This window comes from Mesorhizobium sp. M0621 (genome assembly GCF_040320745.1).
GTDB lineage: Bacteria > Pseudomonadota > Alphaproteobacteria > Rhizobiales > Rhizobiaceae > Mesorhizobium.
In genome coordinates this window covers 1-18,886 of sequence record NZ_JAMYQF010000018.1, presented here as the reverse complement: position 1 = coordinate 18,886, position 18,886 = coordinate 1, and the positions used below count along the sequence as shown (strand labels likewise).

Below are 18,886 nucleotides of genomic sequence, written 5' to 3'. Positions count from 1 at the left end.
GTCTCTAAACCGGTAACCTGGAAGACATGGCGCAGGTAGGCCACGAAGTTCGGGGCTTCGCACTTCGCTTGGCGATCCAGAAAATTGTCAAGCCGCTTGCGACAGTGATTTATGGGCCTCGGCCAGGATCTCGAACGACCGCACCCGCGCCGCATGGTCTGATATCTGCGCGGTGACCATCAGCTCGTCGGCGCCGGTGCGGCGCACGAAGGCGTCGATGCCTTGCCTGACCGTTTCCGGGGAGCCGACGACGGCACAGGACAATGCCTGGCCGAGCATGGTCTTGGCCATCGGATCGAGATCGCGGTCATAGTTCTCGACAGGTGGCGGCAGCCGGCCGGCCCGACCGGTGCGCAGATTGACGAAAGCCTGTTGCAACGAGGTGAACAACAAACGTGCCTCGGCGTCGGTGGGCGCGGCAAAGACGTTGAGGCCGAGCATGACATGCGGTTTGTCGAGCTGCTCCGACGGCTGGAAGCGCGAACGATAGACATCCAGCGCGTGGTCAAGCTCCGCCGGCGCGAAATGCGAGGCGAAGGCGTAGGGCAGGCCGAGCATGGCGGCGAGCTGCGCGCCGTAGAGACTGGAGCCGAGGATCCAGACCGGCACGTTCTGACCCTCGCCCGGCACGGCGCGGATGCGCTGGCCTTCCTCGGCCGGCAGGAAATAGCCCATCAACTCGACGACATCCTGCGGAAAATTATCGACCCCGGCCTCGAGGTTGCGGCGCAATGCGCGGGCCGTGCCCATGTCGGTGCCGGGCGCCCGACCGATGCCGAGATCGATGCGGCCCGGATGCAAGGCGGCCAGCGTGCCGAACTGCTCGGCAATCACCAAGGGCGAATGGTTGGGCAGCATGATGCCGCCGGCACCGACGCGAATGGTCTTGGTGCCGCCGGCGACATGGGCGATGACGACCGCGGTGGCGGCGCTGGCGATGCCCGGCATGTTGTGATGCTCGGCCAGCCAGAAGCGCTTGTAGCCCAGCCGCTCGGCATGACGGGCAAGATCGAGCGAATTGGCCAGCGACTGCGAGGCATCGCTGCCTTCGATGATCGGCGACAGGTCGAGAACGGAAAGGTCGGTCATGAACGGTATCCTGTGTCAGGACCGCATGTAGGATGCGCCCTGCGACCTGCAAATTCAAAAATATTGATCAGCCTTTTGCAGCTTCGGTGTCGGCGACGTCCTCGTCCTCGATGACAGCCGTGTGCTGTGCGGCGAGAAAATTGCCGACATGGCTCAGCCCGTCGAAATGATCGCAGAACACTTTGATGACGACCAGCAGCGGCACCGCCATCAAGGCTCCGACGAAGCCCCAAAGCCACGACCAGAAGGCGATGGCGATGAGGATCGCCACGGCATTGATCTCGAGGCGGCGGCCGACCACCGTCGGGGTCACGAACTGGCCTTCGACGATATCGCACAACAACACGAAGGCCGGAGCCAGCAGCGCGTAGGAGATGGTGTCGAAGCTGATCAGCGACATGATCGTGACAAGTATGATGGTCAACAGCGCGCCGACATAGGGCAGGAAGTTGAGCATGGCGGCAGTGATGCCCCAGACTTGCGGGTTGGGCACGCCGAGTGCCCACAGGCCAAGGCCGATGACGGCGCCGAGTCCGGCATTGATGATGGTGACGGTGAGCAGATAGTGCGAGATTTCCCGTTCAACGTCATAGACGACGCGCAGCGCCCGCTTCTTTTCGCTGAGACGGGTGAAGGACTGGACGATCTTTTCATAGAACATCGTGCCGGAGGCGAGCAGAAACAGCGACAGCACGAAGATTATGGTGAGGCTTGTTCCCGCCGACAGGATGTTGCTGGCCGCTGCCGACAGAATGCCGGACTGCGCCACCGCAACCTTCTGGATGCCCGGCTCCTGCGAGGTCTCGGTCAGCTGTTCGATCTGATGCGAAATCTGCATGATCTTCTCGAGCGGACGCCGTAATTGCGCCAGCCGTTCGGTGAGTCGCTGGCCTATCGACGAGGTGTTGTTGATGAGTTCGATGACCGGACCGCTGAGCAAATAGCCGGCACTGGCGAAAACGAAAAGCGACAGCAGCACCAGCACGGTTGCCGAAACCACTTCGGGGATGCCGCGCTTGCGCAGCAGCCGGACGATCGGCGTCAGCGTCAGCGTCAGCAGGAAAGCCAGGATGACCGGCATGAAGAAGGCGCGGGCGAAGTAAAGCGCATAGACGGCCATGAACAGGAAGATGCCGACGAGGAGCGAACGCATCAGACGCGTGTCGGCACGAGCCGCGACCCGCGAATCCGGCTCATCGGCAACACCTGCGCCCAGAGCGGCGGGTTCGGCTTTCATAACGATCCCTCAGCGGTGCACCGCAATTGGTGCATCCCGCTGACGAAACGTCTCCGCAGGCTCAAGGTTCCGTTAGCCGGCATTGCAGGCAAGGCCTGGAATGTGGGCCTTGCGATTGGCTTCACGCAACGGGCGCTGCCAGCGCCGGCGCGGATTTTGCCGTTTCCTTGCGCACGATCGGCGCCACCCTGGTGCCGTAGAGTTCGATCGCCTTCATGATCTTGGCATGCGGCATGGTGCCGATCGCCATCTGCAGCAGGAAGCGGTCGTTGCCGAAGATCTTGTGCTGGGCGACGATCTTTTCGGCCACCTGCTCGGGGTTGCCGACGAACAGTGCGCCATTGGGACCACGCGACTGGTCGAAATGCGCCCGCGATGTCGGACCCCAGCCGCGCTCGCGGCCGATGCGGTTCATCACCTCCGCCTGCGGACCGTAGAAGTCGTCGGCTGCCTGCTCGGTCGTCTCGGCGATGAAGCCGTGCACGTTGATGCTTGTGGCAAGGCCCGCCGGATCGCTGCCGGCGCGCTTGGCGGCCTCGCGGTAAAGATCGAACAGCGGCGCGAAACGCGCCGGCTCGCCGCCAATGATGGCGAGCGCCAGCGGCAGGCCGAGTGCGCCCGCGCGGGCGGCAGACTGTGGCGTCCCGCCAATCGCAATCCACACCGGCAGCCTGTCCTGGAAAGGCCGGGGATAAACGCCGCGATCGTTGATCGATGCGCGCAGATTGCCGGACCAGGTGACCTTCACGCTATCGCGGATGGCAAGCAGCAGGTCGAGCTTTTCGGCGAACAGCTCGTCATAGTCCTCGAGGTTGTAGCCGAACAGCGGGAAGGATTCGATGAACGAGCCGCGCCCGGCCATGATCTCGGCGCGGCCGCCCGACAGGAGGTCGAGCGTGGCGAATTGCTGGAAGACACGCACCGGATCATCGGAAGACAGGACGGTGACCGCGCTGGTCAGCTTGATGCGCTTCGAGCGCTCGCCGGCCGCGGCCAAGGCCACGACCGGCGCGGAGGCGGCATAATCCGGCCGGTGATGTTCGCCAAGGCCGAAGACGTCGAGGCCGACCTGATCGGCCAGTTCGACCTCCTCGATCAGGTTGCGCAGCCGCTCATGCGGACCGATGGCGCCAGGGCCCGGCTGCGGGCTGACGTCGGCGAAAGTATAGAGACCGAGTTCCATTCGAATGTCATCCTGGTGTTGGGTTTTGTCTCTAGACGTAGCGAGCGCCCCGCCTCGCCGCCAGGGGGGCGGACGGTGAACAGTGCATGTCGGTTTCGGCTCTACCTATTCGTCGCAATTCCGGACGGAAAACCTCTTCACACTTTTCCTGGAACTGCTCCAAAGGCGTCTCCCGACTGCAACAGCCAATAATTTCATGGCTGCCATGCCGTTTTGGCGCTTGAACTCTCGGTTTTCGCGCGTATGTAAGCGTCGCGAATTGACTTCAGGGAAGTGGACTTGGCTATCTACAGGGAAAAAGACGTTTTCGAGCGGCGCAACGCCGCAAACGAGGCAAAGAAGGCGCTTCTCGAGCGCTTCAAGGCAAAGCCGGCGGCGGATGATCCCGCAGTGCTGGCGCGGCAGGCCGAACGCAAGGCGATCCTCGCGGCTCGCGAAATCCGCGAAGCTGAAAAGGCCCGGCTGAAGCAGGAAAAGCTGGCACGCGAAGCGGTCGAGAGGGCCGAGCGCGAGGCAGCAGCCGAGGCGGCACGTATCGCCGCCGAGGAAGCTGCACAGGCTGAGGCCAAGATTCGGGAATCCGAAGAGAACGAGCGCATCGCCCGTTTTCTGGCCGACGAAGCCGAACGCAAGGCCAAGCGCGACGCGCGTTATGCGGCGCGCAAGCAGCGCACCGGCAGAACGCCTCCGGGCTTCTCCGCCCGCTAGCCTCTAGCTACGAAGCAATGTGCTTCGAGAACCAGGGTCGCCTCGCAGCGGCCCTGAACGTGTTTGTCTGCCGCTATGGTCAGGCGGCGAACTTCAATCCCATGATGCCGCAGACGATAAGCGCGATGCAGGCCAGCCTGATCGCGGTGGCCGGTTCGCCGAGCAGCCAGATGCCGAGCAATGCCGTACCGACGGTGCCGATCCCCGTCCACACCGCATAGGCGGTGCCGACGGGCAGCGCCTTCAGCGCAAGACCGAGCAGGGTCAGGCTGACGATCATCGAGGCGACGGTCAGCACGGTCGGCACCAGCTTCGAGAAACCGTCGGTGTATTTGAGGCCGATTGCCCAGCCGATCTCGAACAGGCCGGCAAAAAAGAGAAGAATCCAAGACATCGACAACGCTCCATCGGAGCATCGGACCGAAAAGTGGTTTTCGGAGTCCTATGCTCTATCAAACAATGGCGGGTCGTCCCGACCGGATTTCGGGGAAAGCGCGAGGTCGTCCCCGCCGTGCCAATATAGGAATTTCGGGCGCTCGATCAACAACGACCGGCAACAGCGTTGCCGGTCGCAATCCCCATTCCAAAGCGGATTGGCTGGACTTACTTGTCCTTGAGCTTCATCGCCTTGACCGGCGGCGCCTTCAGGGCCGGAGCCGGGGCGGGCTTCTTGGCGTCCTTCTTCGGTTTGCGGGCTTCCTTGCCTGCCTTCATCGCACCTTTAGCCATGATTCGTTCCTCCGATTGCGGGAAGCGAAGTGAAACAAGAGAACCGCCCGACTGCAAGGGGTTAGCGACTGCTGCCGCCGTCAGCGTATCGCTTTCAACCGGTTTCTAGAGCATTCACCGTTTCGTGGAAACGATGTATTGCTCTAACTCTTTGTTTTGACGCAATTCCCAAGGGAAAACGTTATGCGTGTTCCCGGGAAAACCGCTTCACACTTTTCCTGGAATTGCTCCAATTTGCTCGTAAACCCTGGCGGTCCGTGCCATGGTCATTTTCGCACTGCAGCATCAACCCGTGCCGTCGCCGGGTGATTGTCAGGCAGGCCGCCAGGACGACAATGCGAATCCACATCGGCTGCGAGATGAGCTTCGACTTTCCTCAGGAAACGCCGCTCATAGCGATGCTGAACGTCCACTATTCCCGCGCCTCCGATCTCGAGCGGCCGGATTTCCTGATCTCCAATCCGCCGGTGCCGATCGAGAGCTATCGCGACAGTTTTGGCAACTGGTGCAACCGGTTCGTCGCCCCGCCCGGGCGGTTCACCTTCGGCACGGATGCAGTGATCCGCGATCCCGGCACCTTCGAGATGGGCGACCTGATGGCCTGGCAGCACGAGGTGCGCGACCTGCCGGCGGATACGCTGCTGTTCCTGCTGCCCAGCCGGTTTTGCGAGAGCGACCTTCTGGCTGCTGAGGCGTGGCGGCTGTTCGGCAACACGCCGCTTGGCATTCCACGCGTGCAGGCGGTCTGCGACTTCGTCCATAATCATATCGTCTTCAACTACGGCCATGCGCGGCCGACACGCACCGCTGCCGAGGCCTATCGCGAACAGAGCGGCGTGTGCCGCGACTACGCGCATCTCGCCGTCGCCTTCTGTCGGGCACTCAACATCCCGACGCGCTACTGCACCGGCTACATCAGCGACATCGGTATGCCAAAGCCTTGGGCGAGCATGGATTTCTGCGCCTGGATGGAGGTCTATCTCGGCGGCCGCTGGCACGTCTTCGACCCGCGCAACAATGCGCCGCGCATCGGCCGCATCCTGATCGCCTCCGGCCGTGACGCCGCCGATGTGCCGCTGACCCATATTTTCGGGCCGGGGACGCTTGCCGGCTTCAAGGTGTGGACCGAAGAGATCGTCGAATAATCACCGTCTCGCCGACCAGTCCTTGACCTCTTTAGCAACCACCGTCTTGAACGACCGGGCTACTCGCGCGTTGCCTGTGGAGCTTCGGCGGTCTGGCCGTTAGACTGGGTGCGCGTCGAACGGGGACAACACACCATGGCCGGGCATGGCGGCTCAAAAAGGGTCATCTACGCGGCACTGGCCGGCAATCTCGCCATCGCGCTGACCAAGTTCGCGGCTGCCTTCTTCACCGGCAGCTCGGCGATGCTGTCGGAAGGCGTGCACTCGCTGGTCGATACCGGCAATGGCAGTCTGCTGCTCTACGGCATGCATCGCGCCGCCCGACCGGCCGACCGCACGCATCCGCTTGGTCACGGCCGCGAACTGTATTTCTGGAGCTTCATCGTCGCACTTCTGGTCTTTGCCGTGGGCGCCGGGGTATCGTTCTACGAGGGCGTGATCCACATCATGGCGCCGGAACCGGTCGCCAACGTCAAGGTGAACTATATCGTCCTGGGCCTTTCCTTCTTGTTCGAAGGCAGCTCCTGGCTGGTGGCGCTGAAGGAGTTCCGCAAGCAGAAGGGCAACGAAGGCTGGCTGCGGGCCGTGCAGTCGAGCAAGGATCCGAGCGTCTACACCGTGCTGTTCGAGGACAGTGCGGCGCTTCTCGGCCTGATTGTCGCCTTCGCCGGGATCCTGGCGGCGGAACTGCTGGAAATGCCGGAACTCGATGGCGCCGCCTCGATCGGCATCGGGCTGATCCTTGGCACGACGGCGATTTTCCTGGCCCGCGAAAGCAAGGGCTTGCTGATCGGCGAGCCGGCCTCGCCCGAGGTGCAGAGACAGGTGTTGGCGATCGCCCAGCAGGATCCGGCGGTGCAACGGGCGAACGGCGTTCTGACTGTCCATATGGGGCCGGCAGAGATCGTCGCCGGCCTGAGCATCGAGTTCGAGGATCATCTGACGGCGCCGGAGATCGAAGCTTGTGTGGAGCGACTGGAAGCGAAGCTGAAGAGTGAGATGCCGGAGATCACGCGGCTGTTCGTCAAGCCGCAGACCACCGGCACCTGGGAGAAGCGGCGCAAGCTGATCGACTCCCCATCCGATCCGGCACTGGACTAGCGCTTCGCCATTGCCTCACGGTCTTGCCCCGCTAGGATTAAAGGGACTTTGGAGGAACGAAGATGAAAATCGACGGAGGCTGCCATTGTGGCGCCATCACCTACGAGGCGGAGGTTGATCCTGAAAAGACGAACATCTGCCACTGCACGGACTGCCAGCAACTGACCGGCACGGCTTTTCGCGTGACGGTTCCGGCGCCCGAAAGCAACTACCGGATCACCAAGGGTACGCCGAAAATCTACATCAAGACCGTGGCGAGCGGCGCCAAGCGCGCCCAGGCCTTTTGCGCCGACTGCGGTTCGCACCTTTACGCCACGTCGGTCGGAGATGGTCCCAAGGTCTATGGAATTCGAGTAGGGACCGCGCGGCAACGTGAGGATTTGATTCCGACACAGCAGAAATGGCACCGCTCGGCGCTGCACTGGTTGCCTGAATTTAAGGGCATGACCACCATAGAGGAGCAGTAGTGCTGTTCAGTCGTCGCCTTCGACGACCCTTAGCCTGAGTTGTCCGGTTTTCGAATCAGCAACGCGTGCACCCGCGTCGACCTTCGCAGCAGGAGCCCGTGACGCTGCGTCCGCCGCGGCATCGCCGTCGGGCTGCGCGCCGAATTCCAGCGCCTCGATCTTCTGGCCGCGCTTGGTAACCTTCGACGTCGAAACCAGGATGTCGTCGATGTCCTTGGCCGACTGGCCGAAATGGACCTGCAGCTTGCGCACCCGCTCGTCGACACGCGCAACATCTTCCATCAACCGGATGACCTCGCCCTGGATCAAATGCGCCTGTTCGCGCATGCGGGCATCCTTGAGGATCGCCTGGATGACCTGGATCGACAGCATCAGCAGCGACGGCGAGACGATGACGATACGGGCGCGGTGCGCCTTGTGGACGATCGCCTCGAAATTCTCATGGATCTCGGCGAACACCGATTCCGACGGCACGAACATGAAGGCAGTGTCCTGCGTCTCGCCCTGGATCAGATATTTTTCCGATATGTCGCGGACATGGATCTCGATGTCGCGGCGAAAGGCCTGCGAGGCGACCTTCTGCAGGTCGGCGCCGTCGGCGGCGCGGATGGCGTTCCAGGCTTCGAGCGGAAACTTGGCGTCGATGGCAAGCGACGGCGCGCCGTTCGGCATCTTCACCAGGCAGTCGGGCCGGCTGCCGTTCGACAGCGTCGCCTGGAATTCATAGGCGCCGTGCGGCAGGCCGTCGGCGACGATCGCCTCCATGCGCGACTGGCCGAAGGCGCCGCGCGTCTGCTTGTTGGAGAGGATCGCCTGCAACTGCACGACTTGGCCGGCGAGCGACTGGATGTTGCCCTGCGCGACATCGATGATCGCCAGCCGCTCCTGCAATTTGGCCAGGCTCTCATGCGTGGATTTGGTCTGCTCGGTCATGGTCTGGCCGAGGCGGCCGGTCATGGCGTCGAGACGCTGGCCGATCGACAGCGTCAGCTCCGCTTGCCGTGCTCCGAACACTTCGGCGATGGCGCCCATGCGGCCCTGCATCTCGGCCTGGCTTTGCAATATGCCGGCCATCCTCGTCTCGGCATCGCGGGCATGGTCGGCGGCTTCGGCGGCGGCGACTGCGCGCGCCTTGGCCGACCGCCACAGCGCTATGACGAGCGCCACGAACAGGCCGAGAAACAGCAAGGCGGCGAAGGCCAGCGCATGGCCGAGCGTGATCGTGGTGGCGCCAAGCCGGGCGACAGGTTCCGAAAGGATGGTGCTCAGATCATTCATGTGGACAGCATAGACGATTCGCCCTGATAGCACAGATCAAAACGTGAACGAGCCTCAAGCCCACCGGTTGACGCTTTTCGCTGGAGGTCTTAGGTGGAACGCCATGCCGATCAAGCCGCTCATCATTCTTCCCGACCCCATCCTGCGCCAGGTTTCGAAGCCCGTGGAGCGTGTCGACGCGCCCTTGCGCAAATTAGCCGACGACATGCTGGCGACCATGTACGACGCGCCAGGCATCGGCCTGGCGGCAATCCAGATCGGCGAGCCGCTGCGCATACTGGTGATCGATCTGGCCAAGGAAGACGAGACGCCGGCGCCGCACGTCTTCATCAATCCGGAAATCCTGGAGAGCGCCGACGCGCGTTCCGTCTACGAGGAAGGCTGCCTGTCGATCCCGGATTACTACGCCGAGGTCGAACGCCCGGCCTCCGTGCGGGTCAAATATCTCGACCGTGACGGCAAGTTGCAGGAGCTGGAGGCCGAGGGCCTGATGGCGACCTGCCTGCAGCACGAGATCGATCACCTCAACGGTGTCTTGTTCATCGACCACATCTCGAAGCTGAAGCGCGACATGGTGGTGAAGAAATTCAAGAAGCTCGCCAAGGACAAGGCGCCGGGCAAGCTGGTGGGATAGGGCTGGAGTCCACTCCAGGCCTGATGTCGGCGGCACAGCACCAAATGGAGATGCCAATGGCCGACATCCTGATCAGAGACATTCCCGAGCCTTTGAAACGCGAAATCGAACTGGCGGCACACAAGGTCGGCCAGAGCCTGTCGGACAAGGCCATCGATCTTTTGCGCAAAGGCATGGCTGCAGAACGGCGGGCTCAGCAGGAGCCGAGCCTCTCGGCATGGGACGCAATTCGCTCGGCTTTCGTCGCTGAAAGCGCAATTGGCGATGAATACGCCGAGATCATGGACAAAATCGAAGCGGAAGGGAAACGCGACCGTGGTCGCCCGCGACTTCGACGGCCTTGACCTGAAGGTCATAAACCCGTTTGAAGCGGATGCCTGAGCCGGCTCACGGCGCGAGCAGAAGACAGGATATCGAAAGAAAAATGCCCCTTCGCGTCATCTTCATGGGCACGCCGGAGTTTTCGGTGCCGACGTTGCGCGCGATCGCCGAGGCCGGACATGATATCGCCGCCGTCTACACCCAGCCGCCGCGCGCCGCTGGACGGCGCGGACTGGAGCTGACGCCGTCGCCGGTGCAGCGCGAGGCGGAGCGGCTGGGCATCGAGACCCGGACACCGACTTCGCTCAATGGCGAGGCCGAGCTAGCCGCGTTCCGTGCCTTGCAGGCTGATGTCGCCGTGGTTGTCGCCTACGGCTTGCTGCTGCCTAAGGCGGTTCTGGAGGCAACCCGGCTTGGCTGCATCAACGGCCATGCCTCGCTCTTGCCGCGCTGGCGCGGCGCCGCACCGATCCAGCGCGCCATCATGGCCGGCGACTTCGAAAGCGGCATGATGGTAATGCGCATGGAAGAGGGTCTGGACACCGGTCCGGTCGGACTGGTTGAAAAATGCGCCATCGAACCCGATATGACGGCCGGCGATCTGCATGATCGGTTGATGAGTGTTGGTGCAACCCTGATGGTGGAAGCGCTGGCGCGACTGGAAAGGAACACCCTGACATTTACCACACAAGCTGTGGATGGGGTGACCTACGCCAAAAAAATCGATAAATCCGAGACTCGCGTGGACTGGACTCGCTCGGCGAGCGAGGTCCACAATCATGTTCGCGGCCTGTCGCCCTTTCCCGGCGCCTGGTCCGAGATAGGAATTGGCGGCCGCCTGGAGCGGCTGAAACTGCTTCGCTCGACGCTGTCCGAAGGCCTGTCGCTTTCGGAAGATTTGGGCGAGTCGGGAGGAATTCTCGATGACCGGCTGACAGTTGCCTGCGGATCAGGCGCGATCAGGCTGGTCGAAGTTCAACGGGCGGGCGGAAGGCCCGCTGCCGCGTCGGAATTCCTGCGCGGGGCCAAGATCGAAAAAGGAATGAAATTCTCATGAGCATGATGTCGATACGCGCGGCCACGCCGCGGGATCGCGAGGCCATTCGCCTCGTCGAGGAACACGCTTTCGGGCAGCAGGCGGAGGCCGGGCTGGTCGACGCGCTGGTGACCGGCGGCGATGCCGTTGCCGAGCTGGTGGCGGAAGAAGACGGCCAGGTGGTCGGCCACATCCTGTTTTCGCGGCTGTTCGTCCAGAATGGCGGCAAGAGCTTCGCGGCCGTGGCGCTGGCGCCGCTGGCGGTGGAGCCTTCCTTCCATGGCAGCGGCATCGGCGGCGCGCTGATCCGCGAGGCACATATCCGCCTCAGGGATGGCGGCGAGACGCTGGCCGTGGTGCTGGGCGATCCGGCCTATTACGGGCGTTTCGGCTACAGCCACACGCGTGCCCAGAACTTCGAAAGCGAGTACCAGGGCGAAGCGCTGCAGGCGCTGGCCTGGGGCGACGCCCCGGAAGCCGGCAGACTGGTCTACGCCTCGGCCTTCACCGCTCTCGCCGCCTAGGCGAGAGCGTATAGCCACCCGGCATGCCGCGTTTTCGCCTCGACATCGAATATGACGGCAGCCTGTTTGCCGGCTGGCAGCACCAGGCGGACCAGCCGTCGGTGCAGCAGGCGATCGAGCAGGCGATCGAAAAATTCTGCGGCGAGGCGGTCAGGCTGCGCGCCGCCGGCCGCACCGATGCCGGCGTGCATGCGACCGCCCAGGTGGCGCATGTCGACCTCGCCAAGGCGTGGCCCAGCGACAAGGTGCGCGATGCCGTCAACGCCCATCTGCAGGCGGCCGGCGCGCGCATCGTCGTCCTGAAGGCGGTGGTCGTCTCCGACGGTTTCGACGCGCGCTTCTCGGCCACCGGCCGCCACTATCTCTACCGCATCCTCAACCGCCGGGCGCCCGCCGCGCTCGACAAGGGCAAGGTGTGGTGGGTGCCGAAGCGGCTCGACGCCAGCGCCATGCATGAGGCAGCAAAGGTCCTGCTCGGACGGCATGACTTCACCACCTTCCGCTCGACCCAGTGCCAGGCTAACAGCCCGATCAGGACGCTGGAACGGCTCGACGTGAGCAGGCAAGATGACGTGATCGAGGTGCGGGCTTCGGCGCGCTCCTTCCTGCACAATCAAGTGCGTTCGATGGTCGGTTCCCTCAAGCGCGTCGGCGACGGCGGCTGGACCGCAGCCGACCTGAAAGCAGCGCTTGAGGCGCACGACCGCGCCGCCTGCGGCCAGGTGGCGCCACCCGACGGGCTGTTTCTCATCGGCGTCGATTATTCGGGCGTCGATCATCCTGAGGTCGACTATCCAGGATAGAGGCCGAAAGGGCTCTATCCTGGATAGAGGCCGGAAGACTCTATCCGGAGACGAACCCGGAAAGGCTCTGAGCCCCGACATCGTCCGGCACAGTGATGCCGAGCAGCGTCTGCAGGCCGAACAGCACCAACAGCGAGGCGACGAACATCCCGACGAAAACGGCGGTGCCGACGGCAGCGCCCCTGCCGATTGTGGCGTTGGTCATGCGCCAGGTCAGCACCATCGACAGGGCAAACAACAGCAGCGACACAAGGCTCGAAACCTGGCTCGCAGACGACAGGAAGAGCCTGATCAGCGCCGAGGGCAGCATCAGCCAGGCGGTGATGGCCGAAGCCCAGTTGCTGGCAACGACATAGTGGACGAAGCGGCCGCCAATGCCGGCACGCGGCGCGACCAGGGCCAGAACGATCAGCGGCAGCACCCAGGAGCCGATATCGACCGTCGCCAGGCGCACCAGCATGCTGAAGCGCCCCGCGAAGGCGTCGGGATAGCCCGTATAGTTGGCGATCCCGACCCAGCCGACGATCAGCGCCGGGGCTGCAACGACAATGGCGAAAAAGGAATTCCAGAAGCCGTCGGCCGATAGATCGAGCAGGCGCAATCCGTCGGTCTTGCCGAGCATCAGCCGCCAGGCGCCCGTCAGCGAAGCTTGGGTTTCGTCCGCCGAAAGCATGCTCAACCCTGTCCGAACCAGTCTTCGATGAAGCGCTGGTAGATTTGCGTCAGCGTTTCAAGATCGGCAATGGCGACGCGCTCGTCGACCATGTGCATGGTCTTGCCGACCAGCCCGAACTCGACCACCGGGCAATAATCCTTGATAAAACGCGCGTCGGACGTGCCGCCGGAGGTCGACAGCGTCGGCTCCTTGCCGATCGCCGACTTGATAGAGCCGCGGAGCGTTTCGATCAGTTTGTCGTCGCGGGTCAGGAAGACATGGCTCGGCCGGTCGCGCCAGACGAGCTCGTAGTCGACCGGCGTCTTCTTGGCCTGCCGGTACTTCTTGCGCCTGGCCGCCTGGTCGAGCCGGTTGTGGATCTCGGCCTGCAGGGTCTCGGCTGTCCAGGTGTCGTTGAAGCGGATGTTGAAGGTCGCGGTCGCCTTGGCCGCAATGACATTGGTGGCCGGGTTGCCGACATCGATGGAGGTGATCTCCAGATTGGTCGGCTGGAAATCCCTGGTTCCCTTGTCGAAGACAGGATGCAGCAAGGCGTCGACCAGGCTCATCAGCCCGCGCACCGGATTGTCGGCAAGCAAGGGATAGGCGACATGGCCCTGGCGGCCGTTGACCGTGATGGCGCCGGACATCGAGCCGCGCCGTCCGATCTTGATCATGTCGCCAAGCGCGTCCGGGTTAGTCGGCTCGCCAACGATCGAGGCATCCCATTTCTCGCCCCTGGAAGCCGCCCATTCGAGCAGCTTGACGGTGCCGTTGATGGCCGGCCCTTCCTCGTCACCGGTGATCAGCAGCGAGACCGAGCCTTTTGGACCGCCATTCTGTTCGACATGGCGCGCCACGGCGGCGATGAAACAGGCGATGCCGCCCTTCATGTCGACCGCGCCACGGCCATACATCTCGCCATTGGCGATCTCGGCGGCGAAGGGCGGATGCGTCCAGGCGGCCTCGTCGCCGACCGGCACCACGTCGGTATGGCCAGCGAACATCAGATGCGGGCCGTTGCCGGACCGTCGCGCATAAAGGTTCTCGATATCGGGCGTACCGTCTTCGGAAAACACCGGCCGATCGACCAGGAAGCCGAGCGGTTTCAGCATCGTCTCCAGCGCGGTCAGCGCGCCGCCCTCAGCGGGCGTCGCCGAAGCACAGCGGATAAGGGCGGCGAGGTTCTCGGCGGGATCGGTCGGCAGCGTCATGGCAAAAGCGATAGTCGAAAGCGGAGGGCCTGTCACGGCCAGACATAAGGGCCAGTGATGGCGCCGACATTATGGTTTTCATGTCGTATAGTTGCGGGCCGGTGCGGAGTAAGAGATGGCAAACGGGGACCAGAGGATCGTCATTGCCGGCGCCGGCAGCATCGGCTGCTATGCCGGCGGCTGCCTGGCGCTCGCCGGGCGCGAGGTGATTCTGCTGGCCCGGCCGCGCATCGAGGCGGCGTTGCGGCAGGGCGGGTTGCGGGTCAGCGATCTTGAGGGCCGCGATCGCTCGATCAAGCCGAAGGCGCTTGCCGTCACCACCGATCCGGCCGTCGCCTTGCCGGAGGCGGATGTGGTCCTGGTCACGGTGAAGAGCGGCGCGACGCAGAATATGGCAGATCTCATCAAGGCCCATGCCCGTCCGGATGCTGTGGTGGTCAGCCTGCAGAACGGCGTCGACAATGCCGACAGACTGCGTGCCGGGCTTGCCGGGCGAACGGTGCTGGCCGGGCGAACGGTGCTGGCCGGGCGAACGGTGCTGGCCGGCATGGTGCCGTTCAATGTCGTACAGTCCCCGGATGGCGAACTGCCGCTGCGCGTTCACCGCGCCAGCGACGGCAAGGTGATGGTCGAAGACGGCGACGCCGGCCTGGTCGGCCTGCTCGGCGTCGAAGGGTTTGCGGTCGAAGCCCATGGCGACATGAAGGCCGTGCTGTGGGGCAAGCTGCTGATGAATTTGAACAACGCGCTGGTGGCGCTTTCGGACCTTCCGCTGGCGACCGAACTTGCCGACCGTCGCTGGCGGCTGATCCTGGCCGGCCAGATCGACGAGGCACTACAGGCGATGAAGGCGTCCGGCATCGAGCCGGCACGGATCGCCGGCCTGCGGCCAGCCCTGCTGCCGAAGGTGCTAAGACTGCCGGACTGGCTGTTCAAACTGCTGGCCCGGCGCATGCTGGCGATCGACCCGCAGGCGCGCTCGTCGATGTGGGACGATCTGCAACGTGGTCGGCCGACGGAAATCGATGACTTGCAGGGCGCTATTTTGCGGCTGGCGGAAAAAGCCGGCACGCCGGCGCCATTTGTCAAGCGGATCACCGCGCTGGTGCGCGAGGTGGAATCGGAGCGGCTTGGCTCGCCGGGCCTGGCGCCGGAGCAGATCGTCGCGGCGGCGGCCGGTCGTCGATCAACGTGATCTTCTGCCAGATTTTCCGCGACAGGTTGGACGCGAGGTTCTCGATGTCGTTGACGCCATCGATGACAACGTCGTCATTGACCGACTGCGCGAACAGCGCGGCGATCTTGCCGGTGATCGACAGCATTTCGGAGCAATAGTCGAGATAGCGCGCCAGGTCGGCGGCTTTGGTGATACGGGCCGGCGAGTGCGAGGTCGGCTTGAAACTGATGGAAAGAGCGGCCGGATCCTTGGTCAGCTGGTGCATGTCGATGACGTGGATCAGGGATCGCAGGCCGTGCAACTGGCGAAAGACCTGCTTGCGCTTGATGCGCTCCTCGGAGCGGATCAAGGCGAGGAAGCCGACAATGGCGAGGATGAACATGTTGAGCGAAGCTTCGATGCCTTGCACCGACTGGACGGCATCACCGGGTTTGGAAATGCGGTCGAACGGCAGGACGGTGCCGACGAAGATGAACATCAGTGCGCCGGCAACGACAGCAGCAACGATGAGGCCGCGCAGCCACCAGATCGGCGCTTCCAGTGCCTTGGCGCCCCGTGCCAGATCGCGCGAGAGCGACACCAACTCGGCCGCAACACCGCGCAGGCCGGCCTCAGGGAAACGCTCGGCGACGCGTATCTCCAGCCGTTCGGCGGTCTCGATGATCAGTTTCGGATCAAGCGTGCGGTAGCGCATGTCCGATCAGCCCTCAGTGTTGTGCCGGCTCATTGGTGCGCTGGCCATAGCGATTGGGTCCAGGCTGCCCTGGAAACAGGCACAACACAAGGAAGGCGACGATCGAGACGACAGGCACGAACAGGATCAGCGCGGCAATGCCCGGCTTGTCCAAGTCGTGCAGCCGCTTCACCGCCAGTGCGATGTTCGACCACAGCGAGGCGATGAAGGCGATGAAGAAGATGAACGACCACATGTTGCTCTCGGGCGAGCCCTCCGGCACCAGCGTGAAGCGATAGAGCGGGAAGGCCTGGATGATGGCGACGAGCAGCCCACCAAGAAAATAGGCCGCGCGACTGACGCGGCCCGAGGTTTTGAAGAAAAGCCAGGTGAGATCTGATCTGTCAGGCAAGCGGGTCCGGTCCATATTGATTGGCGCCCCTGGCGCCTTCGAGAATGCCGCATTCCACCAGAAACCAGATCGGGCCGATGAAAGGCACCAGCATGATCAGGCTCCACCAGCCCGACTTGCCGCGATCATGCCAGCGCTTGGCATAGACTGCGAGTGCGAAATAGATCGAGGCCAGAGCGACGAGAATGCCGACGATGCCGATCTGGGCGCCGCTGGCCGTGGTGATGCGTGTGCCGAGGATCGCATCGAGAATAAAGGCAACAATGCCAATGACGATGAAAACTCCAATCGAGGCCCAGAATTTGGCACGGTTGATGCGGCCGTCGAAGCTTGTGAGCAGATATTTCCAGTCCATGTCACCCCTCCATATTGAACCAGCGCGACCGATTGTCGCGCCGGCGGAAGGTGCGCTCGCTTTGCGCAAAGATCAATCGCGCAGCAATTCGTTGATCGAGGTCTTGGACCGGGTCTTCGCATCGACACGCTTGACGATGACGGCGCAGTAGAGGCCGGGGCCCAGCTCGTTGTTCGGAAATGGCTTGCCAGGCAGCGAGCCAGCAACGACGACGGAATTCGGGGGCACTTCGCCATAGAAAATCTCGCCGGTGGCGCGGTCGACGATCTTGGTCGACTGGCCGATGAAGACGCCCATGCCGAGCACCGAGCCTTCGCGTACGATGCAGCCCTCGACCACCTCCGAGCGCGCGCCGATGAAGCAATTGTCCTCGATGATTGTCGGGCCGGCCTGCATCGGCTCCAGCACGCCGCCGATGCCGACGCCGCCGGACAGATGCACGTTCTTGCCGATCTGGGCGCAGGAGCCGACCGAGGCCCAGGTGTCGACCATGGTGCCGGTATCGACATAGGCGCCGACATTGACGAAGGACGGCATCAGCACGGCGCCCGGCGCGACATAGGCCGAACGGCGAACGATAGACGACGGCACGGCGCGGAAGCCCGCCTTCTCGAAATCGACCGCGCTCCAGCCATCGAACTTCGACGGCACCTTGTCCCACCATACGGCCTGGCCCGGGCCGCCCTTGATGATTTCCATCGGGTTGAGCCGGAAGGACAACAGAACGGCTTTCTTCAACCATTGGTTGACATGCCACTTGCCGTCGGCTTGCCGCTCGGCGACGCGGACGGTGCCGCGGTCGAGCAGGTCGAGTGCCGACTGGATGGCATCACGTGTTTCGCCACGGGTCGCCGTCGAAATCGCGTCGCGTTCCTCAAAAGCCTTCTCAATGGTGTTTTCGAGACTCGCCAGATCGGGCTTCGACATGAATTCGCTCCATTACCAAGCTGTTAAGGGGCTGCGTCTTAACCTGTTTTGAAAGTCGCGCGACCCCTGGCAGGCTTTGCCTGCCTGGGTCTTTGCTGTAGCAGGTTCTTGTCGCAAATCCGCCGGACACTTTTGCGGAACCTGCTTATGTTAAGGCTCAATGGGGGTCAATCGCGGCCGCGCCATGGGACGGCGCAACTGAAGAATTTGGACGGGTAAGGCAATTATGACTCCTATGGAAAAGGCGGGGTGGACCCCGCTGCCGCATTCGGACGAGGATCTGGAGCGGTCGAAGAGCGTGCCGGACACGCCGCAGACGCGAGCCGAGACATATCGGCTGGCCTGGAACGATCCCGACTTCATGACGCGGCGCGAATTGCGTGCGGTCAGGCTGCAGCTCGAACTCCTGAAGCCTGAGATGATCCTGGCCGAACGCGGCATCCATTCAACGGTGATCCTGTTCGGTGGCGCACGCCTGCCCGAACCCGGCGGCGAGGCCTGGGCGGCCAAGAACGAGACGCAGAGGAAGAACCTCGAGGAAAACAGCAAATACTACGAGGAGGCGCGCAAATTCGCCCGCCTCTGCTCGCAGCAGTCAGCCACGTCATACTACCGCGAATATGTCGTGGTGACCGGCGGCGGACCCGGCGTCATGGAAGCGGGAAACCGCGGCGCCGACGATGTCGGCGCGCCGTCGATCGGCCTCAACATCGTCCTGCCGCACGAGCAGGCGCCGAACATCTACGTGACGCCGGAGCTTTGTTTCAATTTCCACTATTTCGCCATTCGCAAGATGCATTTCGTCATGCGCGCCAAGGCGGTCGCGGTGTTTCCCGGCGGCTTCGGCACCATGGACGAGTTCTTCGAAACGCTCACCCTGATCCAGACAGGGCGCATGGAGCGCGTGCCGGTGATCCTGTTTGGCAAATCCTTCTGGAAACGGGCGATCGATCTCGACTTCCTCGCCGAACAGGGCACGATCAGTCCCGGCGACCAGGATATCATCGATTTCGTCGACACCGCCGATGAGGCCTGGGGGATTATCAGCCGGTTCTACAAGTTAGGGGAGTAGGGCTGGGATCGGAGAACTGGGGAATTGAAGAATTGAAGAATTGAAGAATTGGTCGACCGTGAACAATGCGGCCCCTAAGCGGCGACCGGCTTGGGCTGGAGTTGGAGCAGAGCGATCAAGAGCGACAAAAAACCCTTCAGCCACCT

At 63.1% G+C, this 18,886-nt stretch carries 23 protein-coding genes; 11 read left to right on the top strand and 12 right to left on the bottom strand.

Features of this window, described 5'->3' with window-relative positions:
- Nucleotides 1-87: 87 nt before the first annotated feature.
- The 3 genes from NKI38_RS14840 to NKI38_RS14830 form a co-directional block, all read right to left on the bottom strand.
- Nucleotides 88-1,089 carry an LLM class flavin-dependent oxidoreductase gene (locus NKI38_RS14840; RefSeq protein ID WP_352658740.1) on the bottom strand — a complete coding sequence of 334 codons (1,002 nt, stop codon included), beginning with the start codon at nucleotides 1,087-1,089 and terminating at the stop codon, nucleotides 88-90.
- Between the two features lie 67 nt (nucleotides 1,090-1,156).
- The gene (locus tag NKI38_RS14835) at nucleotides 1,157-2,326 is read right to left on the bottom strand and encodes an AI-2E family transporter (protein WP_352658738.1); all 1,170 of its coding nucleotides are present in this window, start codon (nucleotides 2,324-2,326) and stop codon (nucleotides 1,157-1,159) included.
- A gap of 121 nt (nucleotides 2,327-2,447) precedes the next feature.
- Nucleotides 2,448-3,509 (bottom strand): LLM class flavin-dependent oxidoreductase, encoded by a 1,062-nt coding sequence (locus tag NKI38_RS14830; protein WP_352658736.1) that lies wholly within the window; start codon nucleotides 3,507-3,509, stop codon nucleotides 2,448-2,450.
- Nucleotides 3,510-3,788: 279 nt separating this feature from the next.
- Here NKI38_RS14830 and NKI38_RS14825 point away from each other — a divergent pair, with 279 nt between their 5' ends.
- Entirely contained in the window at nucleotides 3,789-4,217 is a 429-nt protein-coding gene (locus NKI38_RS14825; RefSeq protein ID WP_352635574.1) for a DUF6481 family protein, read from the top strand.
- A 79-nt stretch (nucleotides 4,218-4,296) separates the two neighbouring features.
- Here NKI38_RS14825 and sugE read toward each other — a convergent pair whose 3' ends face one another.
- Both sugE and NKI38_RS14815 read right to left on the bottom strand, forming a co-directional pair.
- Nucleotides 4,297-4,611, bottom strand: coding sequence for a quaternary ammonium compound efflux SMR transporter SugE (sugE, locus tag NKI38_RS14820; protein WP_064990686.1), 315 nt, complete (start codon nucleotides 4,609-4,611; stop codon nucleotides 4,297-4,299).
- A gap of 209 nt (nucleotides 4,612-4,820) precedes the next feature.
- The gene (locus NKI38_RS14815; protein ID WP_013528464.1) at nucleotides 4,821-4,946 is read right to left on the bottom strand and encodes a hypothetical protein; all 126 of its coding nucleotides are present in this window, start codon (nucleotides 4,944-4,946) and stop codon (nucleotides 4,821-4,823) included.
- Nucleotides 4,947-5,281: 335 nt separating this feature from the next.
- On the opposite strand from NKI38_RS14815, the gene NKI38_RS14810 reads away from it, so the two are divergent.
- The 3 genes from NKI38_RS14810 to NKI38_RS14800 all read left to right on the top strand — a co-directional run bounded on the left by NKI38_RS14810 (nucleotide 5,282) and on the right by NKI38_RS14800 (nucleotide 7,659).
- Complete coding sequence (locus NKI38_RS14810) at nucleotides 5,282-6,091, top strand: transglutaminase-like domain-containing protein (protein ID WP_352658734.1); 810 nt, start codon at nucleotides 5,282-5,284, stop codon at nucleotides 6,089-6,091.
- 135 nt (nucleotides 6,092-6,226) lie between these two features.
- Entirely contained in the window at nucleotides 6,227-7,192 is a 966-nt protein-coding gene (locus NKI38_RS14805) for a cation diffusion facilitator family transporter (RefSeq protein WP_352658732.1), read from the top strand.
- Nucleotides 7,193-7,254: 62 nt separating this feature from the next.
- Complete coding sequence (locus NKI38_RS14800) at nucleotides 7,255-7,659, top strand: GFA family protein (protein WP_352658730.1); 405 nt, start codon at nucleotides 7,255-7,257, stop codon at nucleotides 7,657-7,659.
- A 6-nt stretch (nucleotides 7,660-7,665) separates the two neighbouring features.
- Here NKI38_RS14800 and NKI38_RS14795 read toward each other — a convergent pair whose 3' ends face one another.
- Nucleotides 7,666-8,937, bottom strand: coding sequence for a DNA recombination protein RmuC (locus NKI38_RS14795; protein WP_352658728.1), 1,272 nt, complete (start codon nucleotides 8,935-8,937; stop codon nucleotides 7,666-7,668).
- Nucleotides 8,938-9,040: 103 nt separating this feature from the next.
- On the opposite strand from NKI38_RS14795, the gene def reads away from it, so the two are divergent.
- The 5 genes from def to truA all read left to right on the top strand — a co-directional run bounded on the left by def (nucleotide 9,041) and on the right by truA (nucleotide 12,255).
- On the top strand, nucleotides 9,041-9,571 hold the full coding sequence (gene def / locus NKI38_RS14790) for a peptide deformylase (protein ID WP_352658726.1): 531 nt from the start codon (nucleotides 9,041-9,043) through the stop codon (nucleotides 9,569-9,571).
- A gap of 56 nt (nucleotides 9,572-9,627) precedes the next feature.
- On the top strand, nucleotides 9,628-9,915 hold the full coding sequence (locus NKI38_RS14785; RefSeq protein ID WP_352658724.1) for a plasmid stabilization protein: 288 nt from the start codon (nucleotides 9,628-9,630) through the stop codon (nucleotides 9,913-9,915).
- 80 nt (nucleotides 9,916-9,995) lie between these two features.
- Nucleotides 9,996-10,949, top strand: a complete 954-nt coding sequence (gene fmt / locus NKI38_RS14780; protein ID WP_352658722.1) for a methionyl-tRNA formyltransferase — start codon at nucleotides 9,996-9,998, stop codon at nucleotides 10,947-10,949.
- Nucleotides 10,946-11,452, top strand: coding sequence for a GNAT family N-acetyltransferase (locus NKI38_RS14775; RefSeq protein WP_352658720.1), 507 nt, complete (start codon nucleotides 10,946-10,948; stop codon nucleotides 11,450-11,452). The genes fmt and NKI38_RS14775 overlap by 4 nt, the downstream gene beginning before the upstream one ends.
- A 23-nt stretch (nucleotides 11,453-11,475) precedes the next feature.
- Nucleotides 11,476-12,255, top strand: a complete 780-nt coding sequence (gene truA / locus NKI38_RS14770) for a tRNA pseudouridine(38-40) synthase TruA (protein ID WP_352658718.1) — start codon at nucleotides 11,476-11,478, stop codon at nucleotides 12,253-12,255.
- Between the two features lie 40 nt (nucleotides 12,256-12,295).
- On the opposite strand, the gene NKI38_RS14765 is transcribed toward truA, so the two are convergent.
- Both NKI38_RS14765 and dapE read right to left on the bottom strand, forming a co-directional pair.
- Nucleotides 12,296-12,928 (bottom strand): transporter, encoded by a 633-nt coding sequence (locus tag NKI38_RS14765; protein WP_352658716.1) that lies wholly within the window; start codon nucleotides 12,926-12,928, stop codon nucleotides 12,296-12,298.
- Nucleotides 12,929-12,930: 2 nt separating this feature from the next.
- A complete protein-coding gene (dapE, locus tag NKI38_RS14760; protein ID WP_352658714.1) occupies nucleotides 12,931-14,124 on the bottom strand; it encodes a succinyl-diaminopimelate desuccinylase in 1,194 nt (397 codons plus the stop codon).
- 115 nt (nucleotides 14,125-14,239) lie between these two features.
- Between dapE and NKI38_RS14755 the strand changes: the two genes are divergently transcribed.
- Nucleotides 14,240-15,319: a 2-dehydropantoate 2-reductase gene (locus NKI38_RS14755; RefSeq protein WP_352658712.1), complete on the top strand. Its 1,080-nt coding sequence runs from the start codon at nucleotides 14,240-14,242 to the stop codon at nucleotides 15,317-15,319.
- On the opposite strand, the gene NKI38_RS14750 is transcribed toward NKI38_RS14755, so the two are convergent.
- The 4 genes from NKI38_RS14750 to dapD all read right to left on the bottom strand — a co-directional run bounded on the left by NKI38_RS14750 (nucleotide 15,219) and on the right by dapD (nucleotide 17,668).
- Entirely contained in the window at nucleotides 15,219-15,995 is a 777-nt protein-coding gene (locus NKI38_RS14750; RefSeq protein ID WP_352658710.1) for a hypothetical protein, read from the bottom strand. The genes NKI38_RS14755 and NKI38_RS14750 overlap by 101 nt on opposite strands.
- A 13-nt stretch (nucleotides 15,996-16,008) precedes the next feature.
- Entirely contained in the window at nucleotides 16,009-16,386 is a 378-nt protein-coding gene (locus NKI38_RS14745) for a DUF805 domain-containing protein (protein ID WP_352658709.1), read from the bottom strand.
- The gene (locus NKI38_RS14740) at nucleotides 16,379-16,741 is read right to left on the bottom strand and encodes a DUF805 domain-containing protein (protein WP_352635600.1); all 363 of its coding nucleotides are present in this window, start codon (nucleotides 16,739-16,741) and stop codon (nucleotides 16,379-16,381) included. The genes NKI38_RS14745 and NKI38_RS14740 overlap by 8 nt, the downstream gene beginning before the upstream one ends.
- Nucleotides 16,742-16,813: 72 nt before the next feature.
- Nucleotides 16,814-17,668, bottom strand: a complete 855-nt coding sequence (gene dapD / locus NKI38_RS14735) for a 2,3,4,5-tetrahydropyridine-2,6-dicarboxylate N-succinyltransferase (protein ID WP_352658707.1) — start codon at nucleotides 17,666-17,668, stop codon at nucleotides 16,814-16,816.
- A gap of 226 nt (nucleotides 17,669-17,894) precedes the next feature.
- Between dapD and NKI38_RS14730 the strand changes: the two genes are divergently transcribed.
- Nucleotides 17,895-18,740 carry an LOG family protein gene (locus NKI38_RS14730; protein ID WP_352658705.1) on the top strand — a complete coding sequence of 282 codons (846 nt, stop codon included), beginning with the start codon at nucleotides 17,895-17,897 and terminating at the stop codon, nucleotides 18,738-18,740.
- The last annotated feature ends 146 nt before the right edge of the window (nucleotides 18,741-18,886 follow it).